Genomic DNA, 22,204 nt, shown 5'->3' on the forward strand with positions numbered 1-22,204 from the left:
CCAAAAACTTCCGCCATAAACACAGGGGCCAGCGCACAAAGGCCCTCTTTTATTGCGTTGCTTTTTGGCCCTGCTGCTGCGCCGCCGGGAAGGGTGCTTTCTTTTTTATTTTTTTCCTTTTTATTTTTTCTTTTCAGAATAGGTAGAATATTGAAGAGGCGGAGGATCATCAGACACTGCTTAGGGATGGTTCTGACGGATGAACGCAAGTTATCGCTCTGGAAACATTGACTCGTCAATATAGTTCCGACATAAAGCTGCAGTTCCTGTTTGGATCCATGTATCCTGCACTGGCTGCACCAAGGGTTTGCGGCGGCAGCCATCCACGGATTTATTCCTTTTCCTTTTTGCCCTTTTGGCCCCGGGCCGCTGATCCCGGAGGCTTTCTTTTTTCCCTTTTTCTTTTGGGAAGTGTTACCTCCCCAACAGCAGCCATGACTTTTTACAGGCCTACCCGTTATGAATATTCATCCCTCCTGAAACTTGCCAAAGCGCCTGGAAGACATTCCCAATTTTTCAGTAATTTCCCTTTATGCAGGCAAAAGACGAACGCTTCCTCTTGGCCGGGCAAAAGATCAAGGCAGGGCAAATCACCCGGTTCTCGGACATTTTCAAAATCGTCCCGAAGACAGTTATTGCCAGGGCGCTTGCCAAAAACGTACGAACCTCCCTCCCCCTCCTAAATAACGATCCTTTTTATTTCCGGGTAGGCGAACTCCTGAAGCTTGCCGGTCTGATGGGGGTCAAAGGACGTAAAGTACCCTCCCTGATGGAAGTTGATATTCATGCAGTTGAAGCCAGCAGGGTAACCACTACCCGGGCAAAAGGCCATACCCCCGCATTTCTGAAAAAAGCAAAAGAGGCACAGCGGCTCTTTGCCACCGGTAAATACAATAAAGCCCAACGTGCGGCAAAGATGAACAACAGGCAATTCAACATCCATACTCAACAATGGCCGTAAATAACGGGGATCCTACAGTTTAGCGGACAGTGCTTAAAGTTACCAGCGTGATTGTATCTCCTGCCTTGGTACCATTCCTTCTTGAAAGGCACATCACCGACATTGTAGAATTAATTTAACTTCGTTCCCGTAATTAGGTTTTACTATGTATTAGGAATTTTTAGTAAGGTAAGTTTCCGAATATTTATTCCGAAATTGATCAAGAAGTTCTATTTCAGTTGGTTTCCAATCACCTCGAAGAAAAGAAAGTGCTTTTTGTCGCAGTTCAGGATCCGTTGACTTGATGTGTTGCGCGTCTCGTTCAATGAGAGATTTGTACTCCTTTTCCAACTCTGCCAGCCAGATCCGTTCTCCCTCAGTATTAATTGTGAGGCGTTTTCTATAGATTGACAGCCGCCAGATGTTCATAACCAGTTGATAATACGGTTCTGCCTTGTTGGACACCTCTTTGCTGAAAGTAATCCCCGAAAGCGTTTCTAACATCTTCTCATCTGGAATTTGCGGCATCGGATCCGGCAACGTCTCTTCCTGCTGAGTCGCCTCTATACGCTTCATGGTTTCAAAATAATCTCTTGTAAATCGGTAAGCACCGATTGCTTCTCCATCTTTGTTTACAAAGACAAAACTGAAAAAATCAATATCTGTATTACTAAGACTAGTGAGTCCAAAAGAAAGGGTTATCAGGTCGTCACTACTACTAACATCAAAACCCTGTAATCCAATAACTGCCGTTTTCGAGAGTTTTTCCTGTAGGATAAATTTTGGATAATAAAGACGAAAACCTGATGCTTCCTCAAAGCGACGTAAGATCATATGGATCATTTCCAATTCTTTTTTTTCTTCTGCTATAACCCAAGCCGCTACTGTGCGTTCAACTACTATTACAGTATTGGTCTCTCCTGAAACGATTCGGTGTCGGAAAAAGCGTGCAGTGTTTAGAAGTCTGCTTATCCAAACAGCTTCTTTCTTTTCCAATTCCAACACATCCACCTCAAAATATGGATGCGTTGACTCCATAATGACCCGAAAGCCTTTTTGTGCTCCTTCTAGATAGTACCGCGCAGACGTCAGGTTCACAATCACCAAGTTTCGGTCATGTTCTTTGCGAGGGTTAAACAAATAAGCTATCTGGTTCATCACATTCCGAAAATGTCTGTGATAATCACGGATGGCTTTAGTTTCTTCTGAAAACAATTTCACTTCTCCTTTCTGTGGTCTATATACAGGTAGTTTTGCACGTTGGGTTTCACTTTGAAAATAGTTTTTGCTCAAGATTTCAATTGTAGAGGCCAAGGATTGCACTCTCGATCGATTTAGCTCCAAATGAGCCTCAATTAGTCGAGTTAGCTTTTGGGCTAGTTCAACTGTTTTATCCCTCAACTCCTTCTCTTCCCTCTGCCAGGTAAAGATTGAATCAGCGCGGTAAATATCTTCAATGACTTTAATCCATATTTTATTCTGGTGAACTTCAAAATCACCTTTTAAGTATTCTGCTGCAATATGTTTGGTAGAAGATTGAATTACAAAGTCATATACTTTTCCTGAGATCAAAGGCAAAGCCAAAGCCTGTGCACAATAGCGCTTATAAAAAGGAAAGATTTTCCGAATTTTTTCCAGCCGAGAGACGCTCTCTCCATTTGGATCCTCCCATTTCTGATTTAACAGATATTCCATTTGAATATCACCGTCTTTTTCAAAAATCGTTACTGTATCAGTTGCCTTTTTTAACCAGCCCCATATTTCGGAGCCGCTCCGCTCCAAAAACGCTTGATACTGCTGAGGATGCACTAAGGCGTATATTTGAAACAGTTCGGTTGCCGTCTCCAAATTTTCTGTTCTTAAAGCTTCGATTAGGTCCTCATCTTTTGGCTCTTTTAACTTAGGATACGGAAGGCCCATCATCATAAACCATTGATAGAGAAAGAGTGTACCCTTACTCCCATTTTGAACTGATTGCCCCTTTATTGCCTTGCCTATTTCCGTGATGAACCTATAGAGTACTGATTCTTCTTTTTTATAAGAAGGCAGCGCCTTTAATTGCTCATCTAAATAACGAATATTTTCACTAAGCTCCGGTCCTAATGCATCCAGCAACATATTTAAGGAAGTGCTATTCTGAAAAGGATTGGTATCCAAAGCAACCAGGGGTAAACCACCACGTCTAAAAGCCTCGTCAAAAAACTCCTTATTTAGCATCCAGAATAATAAGGGTTCATAATGTGCTAAACCATTGATCGCTGATACAATATCCTTAAATGATTTACTCCCCATATGATCTGCGGCCGCGCTGTAAAACGCCTCATCCACAGAAAACTGAACTGGTGCTGCGATAAAAAATTCACTAATACTGTCGACCTCCAATAGGGGTAACAGGTGAAGCAAGCTTTCTTGAATCGAGGAAGCCCGATGCAGTAAGTTCACAAGATGACGGGAACGAACAGGATGAAGTCCTTCGATATAACGATCTCCAAACTTCAGCGTATATTCTTTTTCCAGTTGGGCAAACATGGCATTAGGGTCCTTTGACAAACCAGTGTACTTTCTAAGGTGCTCAACTAGGTGACTTGTGCGTATTCTAATGTTCAGTACATCTGCTAGAGCTATAAGTCTCAATGTTTCTACTTTCGCGCCACTTTCTTCTTCTCCTTCTATTTTTCTAACCTGATATTGCAAACGTTCTTCCAGCCCTTGACCCTGGGTCATCAAGTAAACATATTCAATCAACAATCCCTTATCCTTAATACGTTCCCAAAGCGGTTCCCAAGTATGAACCGAAGGATGTAGCTTGCCCTGTTTTTTAAATGCTTCAAAAAGCAGCTTTGCTTCTTCAATTGAAAGACTAACAAGGACTGTATTTAACTTCAAACGTGCCACATCTGAATTGTATCGGTACCAGTCTTCTTCTCGGGTGGTCACTAAGCATTTGATCGGTAATTCTCTCAGTCCTTCCGCGAATTCCTGCCAAGCGGCGGTTGTAGTAGATAGCCCATCGATTATCACTAGTGGGACTTCCCCTATCTGCAGTCTGGTAATCAGGAAGTCTTTTATGGCGTTCGCCTCACTGAACTCTTTACACTGCAACAATTGATACACTTGCTTCCCTTTTCTTTTCCACTCAAAACCAAGTAGCCAAGCTAGAGTCGACTTTCCCTGACCGCTTGAACTTTTTATCACTGTGACATCAAAATCTTCTAAGCTCTGCCTCAGCTTCAACTGCCAAAGAGGCCGCTCCACCGCCAATCCACTAGCAATGTCATTAGGTTGAGCAGCTTTACCATCAAAGTAGCTACAACAGTCTCCTTTTTGCTGGTAGGTGACCTTAATGATCCACCCATTCTGGATCGCTGGGTTGACCGAGTGTCGGGAATTGACGTCTCTTACGTCAACTAAGACCCTTTGCAATTCTTGGTATGAAACTGTTTGCCGTTCACGGGACCATAGAAAGACTTGGAAGAACAGAGCATTCAGGAAGCTGGTCTCCGCTCCTAAGTTCACTTCAAAATGTGTGTATAAGAGTTTGGTTATTTGTTCCAGCAGCCATGGCTCACTATGTTTTTCAAAAGAAATGCTGCCAAAAAAGTGTTTTATGTATTCTAGTGAAATCTGTAATTTGCCAGTATGGCTTATTTGACTGAACTTTTCAATCCAAAAATCAAAGGATAAATCTGAATGGGCATTCTGCACGAGTGCCTGCATGTGCCCTTTACTGAAGCCTATGTTGTGCACCAATCGAAAACGAGCCTTGGGGTCCAAGTCGTAGACCTGCTTAAAATTTTGTAGCACGCCTAGTTCCCAAAAAGTTCCAGCATCCATCGTATTTTGACTGGTTTTCACCTGTATAAATTCGCTTCCTTCCTCGCTATAAATATCAATATCTTCAAGACCTTCAAGACGGACCTTTGCCGTTGTTTCTTTATGTAGCTTCGTCAGAACAATGTAGACTGCATAAAGTAGTTGAAAACGCATTCCCCGAAAATTGATCGCCCCACCACTTCTCTTGTGCGCTAGAATATCTAAGATATTTGAGTGAACTGATGCAGGAATATCAAAGTGCTTGGCTTCCGCAATTTGAGCTTTTACTTTTTTCTTTCCCATAAGTACTTCAATTGGTAGAAGTAAACAAAAGTACAAAGCCGTCACCTTTAAGACAAAGGTGCTTCCGTTCCAGCTTTTCTAGGAAGTGCTGGCCGAGAATCGCAGCCAGGTGCCGGAACCGGCCGGGTGGCTGCGGCCCAGAGACTTCAGGTAAAAAAGGAAATATTCGTCCTATAGCTTGTACACAAGCTATAGGAAACTCACTTAAAGGCATTCAATAACGACTCAGCTTTTTTCAGGCTGTCAGCATAATCAAATAATGCCTTTTGGAATAACATAGCGAACTCTGTATTACTAAAGCAATAAACTTCATTAAGTCCCGAGGAGGAAGAAAATTGAAGCTTGCCATACAGCGCTATGGGTATTTGATAATTGTTCGAAAACCGCCTGTCAGGCGATCCATCCTTATTAACTTTGTGCCATGTATGCCCTACAACTTTTGCATCGCCAGGCACCTCCTCTTCTTCTATAAAGTTCTGCGCATTGTAGGAAATGGACAAATCAGAGTAGTTGATTATTGCAAATTCTGTTTTTGATTCATATACGATTAAAAACCCTGGATAAAGATATATATCACCTCCATTTATATTATGGAAGCACATGGCAGGCTCATCAGTTTCTAAAATTGGAAGCTTTTTTTCAGTCAGGTCAATAAGTGACCGGGTAATAGTTGAAGCCGCGGAGGTCCGTTCTGCGTAACGGTTCGTTGCTCTTGAGCTAGTAAAATCCCATTTTTTCTCCGATTGAGTTAAGAGGCGAAATGCTTTTCTAAGGTTATAATACAAATCGCCAAAAACATCTTCGCTGTCAATTTCCAACCGGACAACACTTAACTTCAGCTGCTCATTAAGTTCACTTATTTCAGCCTGCACTTCCTGTAAATCAGCAGCAAGTTTAGCCCGCTTCTTTTTATATAAAAACTTAAATAAATTATTATTGAGCCGGTCCAGCTTCTTTGAAGTTTGCTCATGCTTGGCAGTTTTCTCGGTACTTAATTGTTGCGTTTCAGCGTACGACTGCCCAGAAGCTAATAAAAGGGATTTAAACTCCTGAAGACTTTCAGGCGTTAAACGATTTATTGGAGCGCTTTTGATTTCATGCTCTTCCTCGTAAGGTTTAAATAACTGGAGCTTCAACTTTTCCACGCTAAGTTGCAGATCTGTATTAGTTTCCTTTGGAGACTGAATTTCAGTTTGAATGCCACCTTTCCCATATTTTAATTTGATACCAGGCATTACTTGAAATTCTTTTCTGAATTTCCATTCCATTTACAGTTAGTTTAAGTGGTTGATTAAAAGCGTTTTGGAAAACCCAATTTACAATGTTTTAAAAACTTAAAGCACCTGGCATTTTAAAAAATAAAATGTTTAAGTAATTATACTTAAAATCAAATATGCCGCTCTGGATAGTAGAAAGAGGCCCCCATAATAAATCCTATCATTGGCAGAGCCAACTAAATAAAGCACGAGAATCCTAAAGTATTGATTATCTATATTTTGGGCGCATCTTGTGTAGCCAGATAAAACTATGGCCCCTTTTCAAGCAGCTTAAAAAGGTTCCATTGTTAGTGTACTTACCACAAATCAAGTCCATTGCTTCCCGCTCAAGGGGGGGTATAGGACTTGGATGACATCCATCTACGAATTTTTTCCGGCCCATTTTTGCCCTTTTGGCACCGGGCCGGAGGAGGCTTTCTTTTTTCCCTTTTTCTTTTGGGAAGTGTTTACCCCTCCAGCAGCCATGACTGGTTACAGGCCTACACGTTATGAATATCCTGCCCTCCCGGAGCATGCTCCAGCGCCGGGAAGACATTCCCGAATTTTCAGTAATTTCCCTTCATGCAGGCACAAGACCAACGGTTCCTCATGGCCGGGCAAAAGATCAAAGCAGGGCAGATCACCCGGTTCTCGGACATTTTTATAATCGTCCCCAAAACAGTATTGGCAAAGGTGCTTGCTAATAACATACGCCCCTTCCTCCCACTCCGGAATTACGACCTATATTATTTTAGAATTGACGAACTCCAAGAGCCTGCCAGTTCGATGGGGGCCAAACGATGCAAGCTGCTCTCCCTGGTGGAGGCTGATATGCAGGCTGAGGAAGCCCGAAAGGGTACACTCTACCCGGCAACAGGCCATATACCTGCATTTCTGAAAAAAGCAAATAAGGCATGGTAGCTCTTTGCCACCGGTAAATACAACATAAACCATCTGGCGGCAAAGATGAACAACGGCCAATTAAAAATCTCTACTCAGGATTGGTCCTAAATGACTGGAAGCCTACAACACCTCTATCAGCTATCTCTGTAGTGATTTATACTTTGGCGGTTGCTCCTGTTGTGAAAGAGCCGTTGCCGGCCCAGGATGCTTCTGGCGTTATGCAAACGGCCGACTCATCCCAGAATTTATTCTTAGTAGCCTAAGACTTGAAAAACCTGGCAGCGTGGAACGTGCCTGATGCCCCATACGGGAAGCATCATTGCCGGACACCAGCTATTGGGCTTCAAAGGCAATGTAGGTTCCCTCCACCTGGTGACCCCGCGTTACCTCTTCAGGATTTTGCCAGGAGACTTGTTTCAGCAGCTGCTCCAGGCAGGCCAGCAGTTGCGCATAGGTGTCGGATTTTACCACGTAGAGCGTAGCCCCACAGGCGTATGCCTGTTTGATGTCCTCGTGGTGGCTGCTGCCGCCATACACGATGACAGGTATGTTGGCATACCGCCCTTCCTTAATTTTCTGTAAACAGGCGCAGCTATCCACCTCGGCCAGGTCCATTTCCATAAAGATCAGGTCCGGTAAAAAATCCTCTTCCTTGAAGGATGGATAGTCACTGCAGGGCAAACAACAGGATGCAATAGCCGGTTCAATCCTTTGAACGGCTTCCTGAACAATCGAATAATCGTCTTCATCCTCATAAATAAAGAGAATGCTGCGAATGGCAGAGGGTGTGGTTAGCATAGTGTACTGATAAATCGGTATTTTTCAATAAAGCTCTGCTGTTAAACGCTTTACGGCCAGGCATTCCGACCAGTTTTCCGGCAAACAGGTTCCTTACCAAGCTTACAAGTTTGAGGCCATGGCCGGGCCCGGGAGTTTACCTGATGGTACGCGGACCTTACCGGGAAAAAGGGCCGTTGTTCCGATTTTCGCCCTCAGACCGCGAGAAGCCGCTCTATAAATCATCGATTTTCACACAATTACAAAGAAAGATCAAATCAAGCCATTCGAGTAATTACCCGGTCTTCTGCAGCGCGAACCAGTACGGCAGCCACCCTACGCCGGATCTTGTCCATCCCAATAATCCCCTGTTTCGCCGAAGGGTTACAGCCGTCCAACCCTTTTAGCAAACCCTTGGTGCTTACCGGGTTATATATTTGCCCCGCAATATCCCAGGTAAAAACTTATCGGGAAAGCCTACGTTTTATCAGGGAGCGCTTCTAAAAAATGGAAGTCGTCTTTCGCAAAGTCAGCAATTAAACTTTAAACTGATGAACTGTACGCACTGTATCTTTTTAATTGATGATGACGCAGATGACCGGGAAGCGCTCCGGGACGCCCTCCAGGAGGCTGGTTCCACCCAACCGGTTGTTGAGTCCCGGGATGGCCTTCAGGCTCTTGAGCTCCTCCAGGGCATGAAAGGTTCGGGCCAGCTGCCCTGCCTGATTGTTCTGGACGTGAATATGCCCCGGATGGATGGCCGACAAACCCTGCTGGCCCTGCAGGCCGACAGCGCTCTCAGCGCCGTGCCGGTTGTGATGTTTTCCACTTCTTCGCTGGATTCGGACCTTGCCTGGTTCGCCCAGAGAAACGTTCCCTTTATTACCAAGCCCCACGACTTCAGCGGCCTGATAGCGGTAGCGACCCGTTTTTTAGGTTATTGTGCCCAGGAAATGAGAGCCTGACCAAACCCTTTTCCTATTGGGGAAGCAGGACAATGAAGCGGGCGCCCTCCCCTTCACGGGAGCGGGCCAGGATGAGGCCGCCATGGTTGTCCACGATCCTTTTGGCAATGGCCAGCCCGATGCCGCTACCTTCATATTCGGTTTTGCTGTGGAGGCGGCTGAAAAGGCCAAAGATCTTTTCGGCATACTCCTGCCCAAAGCCGATGCCATTGTCCTGCACGCAAAGCTCCAGGTAACGGTCCGCAGAAGGCAGGGAATGATGTTGTAGTTCCCCTTCCGTCAGCCACTTATGGGTGATAGAAATGTGGGGCGGGACCTCTGGCCGAGAAAACCGGAGCGCGTTGTCCAGCAAGTTCCGGAACAGCTGCCGTAACTGTTCCGCTATCCCCTGTACCACCGGAAGTTCATCAAAGACAATCTCCGCCTTTTTTTCCCTGATGCGCTGTTCCAGTCCTTCCATAGCCTGCCGGATAATTTCCGCCAGGGAAACGCTTTGTCGTTCGTCCCAGAGTGTCAGGGTGGAATACACCATAATGTCGTCGATCATGCGGGTGGCATCCCTGGCCAGTTGGTTGGCCCTTTGTACCAGCCGGCGGGTAGCCGTCGACAACTCCTCCATCCCGGTTAGCACCATGTCGGTAAAGGTGGCGATTTTGCGCAGCGGCTCTTTGAGATCGTGACTCGCCACGAAGGCAAATTGCTCGAGGCTTTCGTTGGAACGCTCCAGCGCCCGGGTTTTCTCCTGGAGTTCCAGCTCCGCTTTCTTCCGCTGGGTAATGTCCTGGATGGTGCCGACCAATTTTACGGCACGGCCGTCCTGGTAAACGGCAATACCCCGGGACCAGATGTATTTCAACTTGCCGTCTTTCAAAAAGCGGTATTCGATTTCGTAGGAGCCCTCCTGCCGGGCCCGGGCCATGTTGGCCGCCACCCGCTCCTTGTCCTGGGGATGCACATACTCCAGGAAGGCCCCCATCCCGGTTCCGGCTTTTATTTCAAAGATCCGGTAGATCTCCGGGGAGCTGTGGGCCTGACCGGTATCCAGGTCCAGTTCGAAGCTACCCATCCGGGCAATATGCTGGGCTTCCAACAGTTCTTTCTCGTGCTGGGCGATCTCGTCCTTCAGCAACTGGATATAAGTGTTGGTAGCTGCAGTAGTACTGCCGGTGAAAAAACTGTCCAGTTCGTCCACCAGCTCCAGTATCGTGTCGATGTGGGTGCTGAATTCCGGGATAAAGAGCCGGAATGCCCGCTGCCGGATGTAATGGATCAGGTAAATGTCTTCGGCCACCAGTTCAAACCTGCCAATAATTTCCAGCTGGTCCGCCTTCCACCGTTCCAGGGACAGCTCAATGAGTTCGGCGGCCTTTCCCTGAGCCAGGAGCTCCAGGTACTCTTGCATGGAGTGTTGGGTCATCTCCACCAGCTGTTCATCACTGTAGGAGGCCAGCTTTTTCAGGGCCGGCAGCTCCACTTCCCGGGCCAGTGCCAGCTGCTGCCGGCTAAAAGCTTCCAGCCGGTGTTCCTGCAGGTAGCGGGCGAATGGCGGTAACCATTTGTACGTATGCGTACTGGTATAGGAGCGAATAAACCTCACTGCTTTTCCGTTTGTAGTTTTTCGTTAGGCCTCCGGGCTGTTTTGCTTTTCCCCCTTTATGGAAGGGAGAAGCAGTAAGCTCCATACTATCGGGTTTTCATTCCTGCGCCGACCGTTGTCCTGTTTTACCGGGCTCAAAACAGGGGCCGCCTGCCACCTTTCACCGGTTTCCAACGGGGCCGGTAAGCCCCGCGGTGTACTCAGCTCTCTGAGTGTGTGAAGAACAAATGGGAACTGCTGTGGGACAAGTTCCTGACAGGGCATTTTACGGCCTGAAAAAAAGTGGCTCCCGCTCTCTGCGGAAACCACCTCGCCTTTGGATACGGGGAACGCTACCTCCTTCGGGGTAAAGGGCTGCATAGGGCCTTTTAGGAATCCAAGGGTAAGGGGGTACAACTTCATCCGGGTCGGTTTTCATTTGCACGGCAAAGCAGATTTCATCCATCAGTTCCTGCTCCCTGTAGTACCGAAGCGATGCAACGCTCCCCGGTACCAGGCTGCTGCCATCACCGCCATTGACGCTACCTGCTTTGGTTGCCCTGTATAGGCAAACACAATGCCGAAGAACAGCCCGGGCCGGCAATCGGGAAGACAGAGGCAGCCCGGCAGGAATTGCAGAGGGCAGGTGGCGGGCGCCTAAGTCGGGAACAATGGCCCCGGGCAGGCGTAGATCCCGTCCGCAGTCCCGGGTGGTTCTGTCTGCCGGTGAAACCAGGGGCTGGCTTTAGGTCCTGTTCTCCTTGCTGCAGTATCTCGACCGCTACTTTAAGGCAAGAATCCCTGTAAGATAAACTCCATTGTTCCGGCATTCAGCGGTTGGGCATCACAACCTATTGCCACTGAAACTCAACAGGATAAAGGCTTTCAGCCAAGCTCATGTGGCTTTTGGAATAATGAAACAGGTGTAGGATTGATGCAATGCAAACGGGCACTTCCGTTATGTTTGTACCCGGTACAAAGCTGCAGGAAAGGACAAAGAGAAACGGATTCCGGCAGCAGCATTGTAGCTCCAGACAGGACTATTTCCAACTCTTTCATATGGCAAGCAATCGTTAGTCGCCCCTTGTTTCCACTCGGGGCTTTTTTTATTTCTGTTCTATCCCCCTCCAAACCAAATAGATGTTATTAAATTGATTACCTTTCGGTTAAGCAGCTTTTTACGGATTATTAGCGTTTTTGTCCAAAGGGGGCATAGGGACCAACCTGAAAGAAGCTCCTGGGCAGGGGAAAAAATTGACCCCTGTAGAAACAGGGGTCACAACCAAAACTAACTGCTTATGAGAACTGCAAAATTAGGCACAATTCTATTGCTCATCAATAATTTACAGGTACTTGTCGTTCATGCAACTGCATTTTAACACATCCCAATAGCTTCTGCTTGGGCGGTACCAAGCCCGGGCCGAAAAAAGCCCCCGCCGGGGATAGGGGCTGCCATCTGTGAATTGGAACCTTTATAAAGGAAATTACCATCTTTTATCCCTGCCATATTGGCTTTAGGAACGATCCCCTGCTTTTTTGCAGGGGCTGTTGTTGTCGCGGTCGTATCGGTCGTCCCGGTCGTCTTTGCAGTACGATTTGTTACGGCTGCTGTAGTGCCGTTCGTTGACTTCGCGAACCTGGCGCTCGCGGCGGGACTGCAGGTTGTCCAACTGATGGTCTTTGTCACGGGAGCTCAGGCGGTGATAGGTCCGTACTATGCGATTCTGGAGGTCATAATCACGTCGGATGCGTTCAACCTGCTCATCCCGCTCCCACTTGGACAAGAAATAGTTTCCAGGGGCTGTGGCAGGTACTTCAACTTTTCCTGCAGGGACAGTAGAAGGAGCCACAGCAAATACGGTACTACTGGAATTCAAAAACGGAGGGCGCCGGGTAGAAAGGAAGCCATTGCAACATTTCAAAAAACATATTAACCTCAAAAAGACACGGCCAAAAGAAATAGAGGAAGACACGAAGGTAGCGCCCGGACAAGAGATCGATGCAGGGCAAATTACCTGATTGCTCAGGAGACTATTATCCTGATCTCTCCCGAAGGCTCCAACTTAGCTGGTCTTAAAGTGGAAAACACCATGACCGGTATAGCACAGAGCTCCGGGTGAGCCTACAGGAAAAGAAGGGTCTCGCGGTCATCCCTCCTGGGCATGTTCATGTCCCGCACCATCATGCAGGGCAACGGGTCTTTTTCCTCCAGCTCCCCAGGCATCCGAAGGGCCTCAATGCCATTGGGGCCTCCATAACGGAACAGGTGGGTCGGGTTACTTCGAAGGCCTCCCGGTCATCAGCGTCTGCTCCAACATTAAGGCAAACTCCAGCTATTTGGTGTCAGCTCATGGGTTTTGGCAAGGTATTGGTTAAACGTAAAGCCCATGGGTACCGCAAGCTGTAGGCAGCGAACCAGACTGCATCAACTCTTTCATATGGCAAGCAATCGTTAGACGCCCCCTGTTTCTACTCGGGGCTTTTTATTTTTTCCTCATCGGGGCAATCGGAAAGTTATCGGGCAATCCGACAAAAGGCAATTCATAATTACCAGTCTAGTAGCAACGGCCGATAACAATCGCAAATCATCGGTTCTGTTGAAAAGGGATTCGTAATTGCCTAAATGGATGCCTGTAATCATCGGTTGCGGGGTGACGTTGCCTCTGCAAGATCCTTATCCCATTTTCCATGAAATCCGCTTTAAAGTGAGGACGTGTGGCATAATTATTTCACGCACAATTGCTTACAACTTTTTTAGTGATTATGTTTGCAGTTAGGGCTGGAATGAGGCAGTGGTGTGAAAACCTGAAAACCCATGGGGACAAGCCTGCCTTCCTTGATTCATCCGAAGGGTGTCATCATCTTTTGCATTAGCAGGCCGGGCACAGGCCTATACCTCAACATGAAGAAAATAACCATCATCATCGTAGACGACCATACCCTGGTGCGGGAAGCCTGGGCTTTCATTCTGGACCGGGATGCCCGGTTCAGCGTAGTAGGGGAATGTGGAACGGGAGAAGAGGCCTTAGAGCTGGTAAGGCTGCTCCGTCCCGAAATTGTACTTATGGACATCAATTTACCCGCCATGAGTGGGCTCGAAGCCGCTGAATTGATCCAAAAGGAGATCCCGGCTTCCAAGGTTATCGGCATTTCCTTTCATGCCGAACCCGCTTATGCCCGACGAATGATACAGAAAGGCGCGCTGGGTTACCTGACCAAGAACTCTTCCCATGAAGAAATGTACCAGGCGCTTTTGGAGGTACACCAGGGCCGCAAGTACATCTGCCAGGAAATTAAAGACTTGCTTGCGGAGCAAATGGTTGGCGGGGGAAACGGGCCGGACGGGCTTTCTTCCCTGACCCCGCGGGAACTGGAGATCGCTGAATATATTCAAAAAGGGCACTCCTCGCGGGAAATAGCGGAAACCCTGCAGCTCTCCACAAAAACAGTGGAAGTACACCGGCATAACCTTTTAAAAAAGCTGAAACTGAAGAATACGGCCGCCCTGGTAGCCTATTTGGGCAGCAAGCCTCCCTTTTAATAAAAGTGGGCCGGGATACCGCGCACATCTGCCAGCACGTGCTTAGCTGCGGCTGGGACTATTATAAAAAGGGAACAAGTTGCCCCCGGTGTTCCTTGATCCGGTCCGGATGGCGCCAGTCCAGCTGCAGGATCCCCCGCAGGGAGACCAACAGGTCCGAATAAGACAGGGGCTTGATAAAAAACAGGTCCGCACCCAGGTGGTAGGCTGCTTCAATATTACCGGCCCGGGTAGAGCTGCTGTAGATCACCACGGGCAGGGAGGCAAAAAGTGGATTTTGCCGGATTTCTACCAGGCACTCCAGGCCGCTTTTTACCGGCATGTCCAGGTCCACAAATACGAGATCAGGCCGCAGGCTCCTCAGAAGCGCACAAAGGTCATCACCGGTGGACACACTATGGATTTTGAGGGAAGGATCGATCTGGGCCATGGCCTCCCGGAAGACCAGCACATCATCGGGGTCATCATCGGCATAAAAAATCGTTCGGACGGTGCGGGGCGCACTCAATTTCCTGCTTGGCATACAAGGAGTTGAAGGCTAAGAGGATAAAGATAGGAAAAGATCAGTTACCTCATGCAGATGAGATCAGGACGTTGGGCTGCCCGGCCAGGACTTCCAGCAGGAAGAAAGGTCCCGGAAACAGGCTGAGGGTGGTGCTGTTATACGGTAAACGGAACAAAGCGGTTATTCATGAAGTAGTGGTGATGAGGAGTCGCCTTCTGCCACCACGTCTTTTCCAATACCGTCTCCAGTGCATTTTTCAGGTGTTCGCTGGCAAAGGGTTTTACCATATAGAGGTCCGCCCGGGAGGCGAAGCACTTTTGGATATCGGTCATTTGGGCAGAGCTGCTGTAGACAATCACTTTAAGGTCCCGGAACGCCGGGGTCATCCGGATCTGCTCCAGGCATTCCAGCCCGTTTTTACAGGGCATGTTCAAATCCAGAAAGAGGATTTCCGGCAATTGCTCCAAAAGCAACTGGAACAACTCCTCGCCGTCTTGGGCTACCGCCAGTTGTTTGCAGGGCATAACTTTCTGCAAAATGCGGCTGAAAAGGAGGGCGTGATCGGGATCATCATCGGCCAGAATGAGATAATTTTCTAATGGTGCGCTCATGTTTCTTCCCTACGGATATAGTGTCAAACGGAATATTGGAATTCTGGTCCTTTTACGGGCACGGGTGGATAGAAAGAGTTTTGCGCACTGCTAACGTTCTTTTGCTTCTTATTTCCCTGTTGGTCTCTAAGCCACTCACCTCGTCCCGCCTGTTCTGCTACCGCCAGGCATCAGGTCCGCAAGCCTACCGCCTCGCCTCTGTGTCCCTGCCCCAAAAAACCTTCTGTAAGGCGCAAATTCTGTTCCAGTTTTCCTGCATTGTCCTAATAGTCAATCCGTTCGAAATTGGCCCGCCCCGGTAGCTTTCCCGCAGTAGTGCCTGGTGAAAAAATGTAGAGCTCGATACACAATAAAAAAAATTAAACCAGCAGCAGCGGGCAGGATTGCCGGCCCACCCCATGCCCCGGACAAAGAATGGGAAAGGAAGGGGCCGGCTGCCTAGGCGGGCAGCAGCAGGGAAAAGGTGGCTCCTTTGCCCGGCTCGCCCTGCGCCCAAACAGCACCGTTGTGATTGACGGCTACCTTGTGAACAATGGCCAGCCCGATGCCGGTGCCGGGATAGTCCAAACGCCCCTGCAGCCGATGAAAGAGCTGAAAGATCTTTTCGGCCTCCTGGGGATCGAAGCCAATGCCGTTATCGCCTACCTCAATGAGGCGGCAGCTGCCGGCGCAGCTATCCTGCAGCAGTGGGGCCGAAGTATCACCTTCCCTCACCGGGCGGTAGCGAAGGGTGATCCGGGGCGACACCTCCTTGTTGCGATATTTGAGGGCATTGCCCAGCAAATTCTGAAACAACTGTCGCAGTTGCCGCTCATCGCCCCGGACCTCGGGCAGGGGATCAATCTGCAGGTGGGCACCCGACTGCTGAATGGCCGTTTCCAGGTCGTGGAGCACTTCGCGCACCACTCCGTTCAGGTCCACCGGCTGGAGCAGGCCGGGTTTCATGCTGACCTGGGAAAAGGCCAGCAGGTCATCGATCAGGGTCCGCATCCGGCTGGCGGCATTTTCCATGCGCTCCAGCAATTGGCTATTTTCTTCCGGAACGGCGGTGGTAAGGCCCTGCCGCAACCGCTCGGAAAACAGCTGGATCTTACGCAGCGGTTCCTGCAGGTCGTGGGAAGCGGCATAGGCAAATTCCTGGAGGCTGGCATTGGAGCGCTGCAACTCCTCTACCGTGCGCTCCAACTGAAGCCGCGTCTGCTTCTGGGTGGTAATATCACTGAGGACAAAAATCAGCTGGTCCCCTGTCAGGCGGGACAGGGTTACTTCCAGCCATTTTTGGGTAAGTTGCCAAAAGAGTTCGGTGTGCAAGGTGCGCCCGGACTGCAGGGCTTCTGTGTTCAGGTCTAAAAACTGCGACTCCCATACATCCTGGTGCAGGTGCGCAGCTGTCTGGGACAGGTATATTTCCCGGGGAATGCCGACCAGCCGGATGGCCGCGTCATTGGCCATGACGATGCGCAGGTCCCGGATATTTCCCTCCTGATCCCGCACCGCCTCGCCTACCACAATGCCGCCGGAGGAATGTTTGAGGATGTTTTCCAAAAGGCGGCGCTGCTCCTCGACCAGTTGCGCTGCCTGCTTTTGTGCCGTCACCTCGGAAAAGGTAACCAGCACACCGCTGTCCAGCTTTACGGAAGTTACCTGGAACCAGGCGTCCCGGTGCCCCAGCCGGCAATGAACTTCCCTGCTTTCCGACTTCCCGGTTTTAAAGACCCGGAGGTGCTGGGCGAACAGCCCCGGGTAAAGGGCCTCGGGAAACAGTTGCAGGCAGGAGGCTCCGCGCACCCGTTCCCCGTCCCGTCCCAGCAGGCGTGCACAGGCAGGATTCACCCGGTCCAGGGCAAAATCCAGCACCTCCCCGGACCCGCCCAGCCGGACCTTGGCCACAAAGATCCCATTGGGAGAAGCGTCCAGAATGCTGCCCGCAAGTACCCTTTGCCGCTCCAATTCCTGGATGGAGTGGCTTTCTTCGGTGATATCCTGGATCACCGATAATACCCCGCCCCGGAAAGGGAAGCGCACCACGTTGGCGTACTTGTCTATGACAGGGTTATACAGGCGGCTCCACGACCGTTTCCCCCGCTGGTAGACCCCCAGGACTTCAGCAAACACATTGCGGCGGAGATCGTCACTGAGCGTAGGGGTAGTGGAGATCCGGAGCCCCCTTACCCGGTTGCAGCTGAGGTTCAGGTAGCGGGCGCCTTCTTCATTGCAGTAAACGTATTCAAAGTCCACCGGGGGGCCATCCGTCCCCTTAAAAAGGGGGCGCATCCAAATAACGGCCTGGGGTTGATCGTCAAAGAATTCGGAAAAAAGATGAGCATCATATAGGGTGTCCATTACCGTTTCCTTTAGTCTAATTTAAGGGTTTCCATGCAATAGAAAGCAGAAGAGGTCGGCCTGCCGGACGACTGGCAGAAAAGGTAGCTTTACAAAAGTGTGCCACACTGCGGGGCTTTTGTAAAAGCCCGCTCTTTAAGGACAACAGTAGCTTCACGCCCATTCCCAGGAAGGGAAAGGCGCTACCTTTACCCTGTTGTTACCCTGTTAATTAGGCGGTTCGGCAGGCTTGGAGGAGCCCCGGCAGGGGCCTGCCGCAAATTGCCCCTGGTGTTTACCGTATAACCTCTTCGGGCTGGCCCATAAAAGGAAAAATTATTATTGTTTTGATGTAGGGGGATGGGAATTTTCATGGGGATTTTCTATATTTATAAAGGCTTTAGAAATCACTAATTTCCACAGGGCTGAATTTCCATTCGGCCCATTTTCTTTTGGAGCGGATGCATCCGGACGCCCTGCTTTTCCTACGCCTCCTTCCGTTGGTCCGACCGCCGCAAATAAATTTTTACCGCGTTCACCAGGTTGTTGCTTTTTTTTGGAAACACGATCGTTTTTAGAGCATCCTGCTTCTGAGTTGCAGTTTCATTTCTATAAATAGGAAAACACTCTTTCCCTTTTTTGGCTACCCCCAATATCCCACAGTACCCTTTCATTCCCGGAACTTCACGGTTGCCCCTTCCCGGAAAGCAGGCGTTCCCGCTGATGACAAGCGTCCCGGTTCCTGCTATTTACTTCCGGATTAACCAGCCCGGGATAACATGACCTTTTCGGAGCTAACCTGATTCCCTTATTCGATCTTCCGCCTGCCCGCGGTGGGCGAAAGCCTGTGTGCATTTTGGCCCGGATATGGAACCCTGGATCGGGGGCCTGGAAGAACCATCGGTTCCTTAATTTTACTCAAATGAATACGCTTTATAAACTTGCCGTTTTGTACCAGGGGCAGCAGCCCCCACCGCAAAACGGCATTGTAAAACCCATGAAGCCGGGAGGATATGCGGACAGCGGAGCAGATATTGCCTATGCCTTGCGGCAGAGCGGTATTCCTGTCATTACCCCATCGGAGGAGCCGGATGTATATGCCGACCTGGATTGGGTGTTTCCGGATACCCGCGAAGGTATTCAGCGTGCGGTTGATTCCGGAGCGGACTGTATGTGGCTGAACACGGTTCTCTACAGCGGGCACCCGGTAGCGCAGTTCCCAGGGCTTTGGGTGGTAGGTCAGCGTCCTTCCGCAGTAGACCGCTATGATGATAAATGGTATACCAATAACTTGCTAAGAGAGCAGGGATTGCCCATACCCAAAGCGGAACTGGTAACCCACGCTACCTTTCAGCAAGCGGAACCGAAAATCTTACCGCCCCTGGTGGCAAAGCCTATCCGGGGCAGGGGAAGCGAGGGCGTAACCCTGATCACCACAAAAGAGGCGTACCAGCGGGTGGTTGCAGATCTGTTTGAACGGGACCGCTTCGGCACGGCGGTATACATAGAGGAATACCTGCCCGGGCAGGAAATTACCGTAACCATCATGCCCCCGGGCAGTTACCTGGTTGCCGGCAGAGAATGCCGTAAAGAAGGGCCCTGGTGTTTGCCTGGCGTTGCCCGGTTCAACCACCAAAACGGAATTGCACCTTACAATGGCACAGTAGCTGTTATCCATAATAGCCGCGTTTTAACGGACGAACAGGAGGCTTCGCCTGTCCTGCAGCAGTTGTACCGTTGGTGTGAAAGGGCAGCAGCACTTGTGGAGCTCAAAGCGCCCATTCGTATTGACTGCAGGGCGGATGCGCAAGGCAGGTATCTTTTGTTTGATCTGAACATGAAGCCCAATATGACGGGTCCCTCCAGGCCTCATCGTACCGACCAGGATAGTCTGAGTGCGTTGGCAGCCCGGAAAATCGGGTGGAGCTTTCATGAGTTGCTGACCAATATGCTGCGGCAAGCCTGGAAAATCTAAACCCTTTTCAAAAAGGTTCTGAACAGCCGCACTTTTCCACATCATGCGCCAGCGCCTGGAAGTCTTTTCCAAATTTTTAGTAATTTTCGTAAACGGTCAGGCAAGCACAGGTATCGATTAATGACACGCGGTTGCCTGTTTGTTTACGAATAATCATACTTCCTGAAAGCATACAGCCCTAATCAATAGTCATCCTTTCCATATTTAATAATTTAAACCAAAAGGAGGAATTATGGCTAGCTTGCCCATTCGTGATCAGAAACAAGATCATTTGCTGACACCTGAAAACGCGGTAGTAATCATTATAGATTACCAGCCGGTACAGGTAAACTCCATTGCCTCTATGGACAGGCAATTAATGGTCAACAACATTGTTGGTGTAGCCAAGATGGCAAAGCTGTATGGTTTACCCATTGTGCTTTCCACTGTGAACGTAAAAACAGGATTGAACATTGAAACCATCCCCCAACTCAGGAAAGAACTGTCTGGCGTTGCTTCTTATGATCGTACAACAATTAATGCCTGGGAGGATAAGGAGTTTTTAGAGGCTGTAAAAGCTACTGAAAGAAAAAAGCTTATTATGACAGCACTATGGACAGAAGCCTGTCTTTCTTTCCCAACACTGGATGCGCTGAAAGAAGGTTATGAGGTTTACCCGGTAGTCGATGCTGTTGGCGGGACCTCACTAGCAGCTCATGATGCCGCCCTTAGCCGAATGGAGCAAGCCGGCGCAAAACTTACAAGTGTGGCCCAGCTCTTTTGCGAGTTGCAGCGTGATTGGGCAAGATCGCAAACAGTTCATGGATTTATGCAATTGTTTATTGAAACGGGCGGCACGGCAGGCATCCAATTCTCCTACGATCGCAGCGAACCTGAAAAGAATAAAGAAACAGTTGTTACTTAAATGAATGGATGAAAGGAAAAGATTTTTGTCCATATTCAGGACAACAGATAGGACCCGGGGCTCCTGTCAGACTGGCTCAGTAGAGCAGAACAGCGGGAAGGCACGAGCATTAGGGGCCCTGGCACCTGCGGTTAGGCTGCAAGGGAAAAAGTAAACATGATCCATGATCCGTCCCGGGCTATCCCTTCCACCTGTATCCTGCCGCCTTCTGCAGTGGCCAGGGCCCTGTCAATGTCTTGCGGGCTGTTCACCGGCCTGCCGTTGATCAGGATGAGAATCGTGCCCGCCGTAACCCCTACCTGGTCAAAGAACCCTCCCGGGCGCACGTCGGTTACCAGGATGCCGGAGCGGATCTTATGGTATTGTTTTAGTTCCGCCGGGACCGGGGCAAAGGCAGCCCCCAGTGTAGCATAGATCTCTTCCAGCGAATGCAGCCGGTTTTCCTGTCCCGGGGCGGCCTCGCCCTTTAGGGTAGCGGTAAGGTTTTGCGGCTTACCGGCTCGTAAAACAGTAAGTTGCACCTTGTCACCCGGCTGGTGCCTTGCGATTCTTTCGGAAAATTCTGCGGATGAGGACAGCGGCGCTTCATCAATGCGCTGTACAATATCCCCCGCTTTGAGCCCTGCTTCCTGCCCGGCGCTCCCCTTTTGCACCCCGGTGATATAGACGCCTTTCACCGAACCCGGGTCAATGCCCTGCTGGCGGAAATACTGCTGCTCCGTCAGCGGCGTGGGAAAAGTAACGCCCAGGTAGCCTCTCCGGACTTCCCCGTATTTTTTTAAATCCTCCAGTATTTTCCGGGCGAGGTTGACCGGTATGGCAAAACCATAGCCGGCGTAGCTGCCGGTCATGGAAGCAATGGCCGCATTGATGCCGATCAGTTCTCCCTCCCCATTGACCAGGGCCCCGCCGCTGTTCCCCGGGTTAATGGCCGCATCGGTTTGGATGAACGACTCAACAGGGGAAGGCGCCGCTCTTTCCGGGAAGGAGCCCTGCCGGTCCAGAATGCCGATGCTCCGGCCCTTTGCACTGACAATGCCGGCGGTAACGGTGGTGTTGAGGGAATAGGGATAGCCGATGGCCAGCACCCATTCGCCCACCTGCACCTTATCGGAATTCCCCAGCCGGACCACCGGCAAACCCGAACCGGCCACTTTTAACAGGGCCAGGTCGGTGCCGGGGTCCCGGCCTACCAGGCTTGCCTTAAAGACCCTTTTATCGGGCAAGATCACCTCGATGCCCGAGGCATTTTCAATGACATGGTTGTTGGTGGCGATATAGCCATCGGCACTGATGACCACTCCCGATCCCGACCCTGCGGCCGGCGCACTGCCCTGGGGAGGGCCATAGATACCGTAAAGAGAATTGGAAGAGGTGCCGGCGGTGCTGTACACCGTTTTAACGTGGACGACCGCCGGTGTCGCCGCACGGGCTGCAGGAACAAACTCCCGGCTGTCCCCCCGGGAGGTCCGTGCTCCCTGCCGTTGGTTCTCCGGTACCGCCGGCAATTCCCCGTGGCCGGGAAATAACTGCGGCATCAGGAAGTAGATGCCCGTCGCTACGGCTGCTGAAAGCAACAGGATGAGCGGAATATTTCTTTTCATGTTCGTCTATTTACGGGAGCTCTTGCTCCAGGATAACAATTGCCCCAAACGAAAGTGGCGCTTCCCTTTCCCTGTGCTTCTTACAGCGCCCCAGATACCGCCGGCGGAGGCATGGACCAGGTTTCGATCATCACGGCTATGGCCATGATCATGGCGGCCGGCATCAGCGCCAGTGTGATTGCTGTTTTTAAATAAACCCGTTTAACCAT

General features: G+C 49.8%; 16 protein-coding genes. 7 read left to right on the forward strand and 9 right to left on the reverse strand.

Annotated elements, in window-relative coordinates:
* Positions 1-532 precede the first annotated feature (532 nt).
* Complete coding sequence (locus V9K67_RS15460; protein WP_336723920.1) at positions 533-961, forward strand: hypothetical protein; 429 nt, start codon at positions 533-535, stop codon at positions 959-961.
* Between the two features lie 150 nt (positions 962-1,111).
* Here the strand turns inward: V9K67_RS15460 and V9K67_RS15465 are convergent, their stop codons facing one another.
* Positions 1,112-5,056 (reverse strand): dsDNA nuclease domain-containing protein, encoded by a 3,945-nt coding sequence (locus V9K67_RS15465; RefSeq protein ID WP_336723922.1) that lies wholly within the window; start codon positions 5,054-5,056, stop codon positions 1,112-1,114.
* A 200-nt stretch (positions 5,057-5,256) separates the two neighbouring features.
* Positions 5,257-6,324: a hypothetical protein gene (locus V9K67_RS15470; RefSeq protein ID WP_336723924.1), complete on the reverse strand. Its 1,068-nt coding sequence runs from the start codon at positions 6,322-6,324 to the stop codon at positions 5,257-5,259.
* Between the two features lie 570 nt (positions 6,325-6,894).
* Between V9K67_RS15470 and V9K67_RS15475 the strand changes: the two genes are divergently transcribed.
* Positions 6,895-7,233 carry a hypothetical protein gene (locus V9K67_RS15475; RefSeq protein ID WP_336723926.1) on the forward strand — a complete coding sequence of 113 codons (339 nt, stop codon included), beginning with the start codon at positions 6,895-6,897 and terminating at the stop codon, positions 7,231-7,233.
* A 315-nt stretch (positions 7,234-7,548) separates the two neighbouring features.
* Here the strand turns inward: V9K67_RS15475 and V9K67_RS15480 are convergent, their stop codons facing one another.
* A complete protein-coding gene (locus V9K67_RS15480; protein ID WP_336723928.1) occupies positions 7,549-8,013 on the reverse strand; it encodes a response regulator in 465 nt (154 codons plus the stop codon).
* Positions 8,014-8,543: 530 nt separating this feature from the next.
* Between V9K67_RS15480 and V9K67_RS15485 the strand changes: the two genes are divergently transcribed.
* Positions 8,544-8,957 (forward strand): response regulator, encoded by a 414-nt coding sequence (locus V9K67_RS15485; RefSeq protein WP_336723930.1) that lies wholly within the window; start codon positions 8,544-8,546, stop codon positions 8,955-8,957.
* A 13-nt stretch (positions 8,958-8,970) separates the two neighbouring features.
* Here the strand turns inward: V9K67_RS15485 and V9K67_RS15490 are convergent, their stop codons facing one another.
* Positions 8,971-10,554, reverse strand: a complete 1,584-nt coding sequence (locus V9K67_RS15490; RefSeq protein WP_336723932.1) for a sensor histidine kinase — start codon at positions 10,552-10,554, stop codon at positions 8,971-8,973.
* Between the two features lie 1,493 nt (positions 10,555-12,047).
* Entirely contained in the window at positions 12,048-12,317 is a 270-nt protein-coding gene (locus tag V9K67_RS15495; protein WP_336723934.1) for a hypothetical protein, read from the reverse strand.
* A 1,118-nt stretch (positions 12,318-13,435) separates the two neighbouring features.
* On the opposite strand from V9K67_RS15495, the gene V9K67_RS15500 reads away from it, so the two are divergent.
* Positions 13,436-14,074: a response regulator gene (locus V9K67_RS15500; RefSeq protein ID WP_336723936.1), complete on the forward strand. Its 639-nt coding sequence runs from the start codon at positions 13,436-13,438 to the stop codon at positions 14,072-14,074.
* 61 nt (positions 14,075-14,135) lie between these two features.
* Here the strand turns inward: V9K67_RS15500 and V9K67_RS15505 are convergent, their stop codons facing one another.
* The 3 genes from V9K67_RS15505 to V9K67_RS15515 form a co-directional block, all read right to left on the reverse strand.
* Positions 14,136-14,597, reverse strand: a complete 462-nt coding sequence (locus V9K67_RS15505; protein ID WP_336723938.1) for a response regulator — start codon at positions 14,595-14,597, stop codon at positions 14,136-14,138.
* 137 nt (positions 14,598-14,734) lie between these two features.
* The gene (locus V9K67_RS15510) at positions 14,735-15,190 is read right to left on the reverse strand and encodes a response regulator (protein WP_336723940.1); all 456 of its coding nucleotides are present in this window, start codon (positions 15,188-15,190) and stop codon (positions 14,735-14,737) included.
* A 438-nt stretch (positions 15,191-15,628) separates the two neighbouring features.
* Positions 15,629-17,533, reverse strand: coding sequence for a sensor histidine kinase (locus tag V9K67_RS15515; protein ID WP_336723942.1), 1,905 nt, complete (start codon positions 17,531-17,533; stop codon positions 15,629-15,631).
* 901 nt (positions 17,534-18,434) lie between these two features.
* Between V9K67_RS15515 and V9K67_RS15520 the strand changes: the two genes are divergently transcribed.
* Entirely contained in the window at positions 18,435-19,487 is a 1,053-nt protein-coding gene (locus V9K67_RS15520) for an ATP-grasp domain-containing protein (RefSeq protein ID WP_336723944.1), read from the forward strand.
* A 232-nt stretch (positions 19,488-19,719) separates the two neighbouring features.
* On the forward strand, positions 19,720-20,391 hold the full coding sequence (locus tag V9K67_RS15525; protein WP_336723946.1) for a hydrolase: 672 nt from the start codon (positions 19,720-19,722) through the stop codon (positions 20,389-20,391).
* 131 nt (positions 20,392-20,522) lie between these two features.
* On the opposite strand, the gene V9K67_RS15530 is transcribed toward V9K67_RS15525, so the two are convergent.
* The gene (locus V9K67_RS15530) at positions 20,523-21,995 is read right to left on the reverse strand and encodes a trypsin-like peptidase domain-containing protein (RefSeq protein WP_336723948.1); all 1,473 of its coding nucleotides are present in this window, start codon (positions 21,993-21,995) and stop codon (positions 20,523-20,525) included.
* 39 nt (positions 21,996-22,034) lie between these two features.
* On the opposite strand from V9K67_RS15530, the gene V9K67_RS15535 reads away from it, so the two are divergent.
* Positions 22,035-22,190 (forward strand): hypothetical protein, encoded by a 156-nt coding sequence (locus V9K67_RS15535; RefSeq protein ID WP_336723950.1) that lies wholly within the window; start codon positions 22,035-22,037, stop codon positions 22,188-22,190.
* The last annotated feature ends 14 nt before the right edge of the window (positions 22,191-22,204 follow it).

The organism is Huijunlia imazamoxiresistens, from assembly GCF_037132455.1.
In the GTDB taxonomy this organism is placed as follows: Bacteria; Bacteroidota; Bacteroidia; order Chitinophagales; family Chitinophagaceae; genus Flavisolibacter; species Flavisolibacter imazamoxiresistens.

Excerpts from the sequence above, each read along its gene's own strand:
- V9K67_RS15460 (WP_336723920.1), top strand. The coding sequence starts at position 533 with ATGCAGGCAAAAGACGAACGCTTCCTCTTGGCCGGGCAAAAGATCAAG.
- V9K67_RS15465 (WP_336723922.1), bottom strand. The coding sequence starts at position 5,056 with ATGGGAAAGAAAAAAGTAAAAGCTCAAATTGCGGAAGCCAAGCACTTT.
- V9K67_RS15470 (WP_336723924.1), bottom strand. The coding sequence starts at position 6,324 with ATGGAATGGAAATTCAGAAAAGAATTTCAAGTAATGCCTGGTATCAAA.
- V9K67_RS15475 (WP_336723926.1), top strand. The coding sequence starts at position 6,895 with ATGCAGGCACAAGACCAACGGTTCCTCATGGCCGGGCAAAAGATCAAA.
- V9K67_RS15480 (WP_336723928.1), bottom strand. The coding sequence starts at position 8,013 with ATGCTAACCACACCCTCTGCCATTCGCAGCATTCTCTTTATTTATGAG.
- V9K67_RS15485 (WP_336723930.1), top strand. The coding sequence starts at position 8,544 with ATGAACTGTACGCACTGTATCTTTTTAATTGATGATGACGCAGATGAC.
- V9K67_RS15500 (WP_336723936.1), top strand. The coding sequence starts at position 13,436 with ATGAAGAAAATAACCATCATCATCGTAGACGACCATACCCTGGTGCGG.
- V9K67_RS15505 (WP_336723938.1), bottom strand. The coding sequence starts at position 14,597 with ATGCCAAGCAGGAAATTGAGTGCGCCCCGCACCGTCCGAACGATTTTT.
- V9K67_RS15510 (WP_336723940.1), bottom strand. The coding sequence starts at position 15,190 with ATGAGCGCACCATTAGAAAATTATCTCATTCTGGCCGATGATGATCCC.
- V9K67_RS15515 (WP_336723942.1), bottom strand. The coding sequence starts at position 17,533 with ATGGACACCCTATATGATGCTCATCTTTTTTCCGAATTCTTTGACGAT.
- V9K67_RS15520 (WP_336723944.1), top strand. The coding sequence starts at position 18,435 with ATGAATACGCTTTATAAACTTGCCGTTTTGTACCAGGGGCAGCAGCCC.
- V9K67_RS15525 (WP_336723946.1), top strand. The coding sequence starts at position 19,720 with ATGGCTAGCTTGCCCATTCGTGATCAGAAACAAGATCATTTGCTGACA.
- V9K67_RS15530 (WP_336723948.1), bottom strand. The coding sequence starts at position 21,995 with ATGAAAAGAAATATTCCGCTCATCCTGTTGCTTTCAGCAGCCGTAGCG.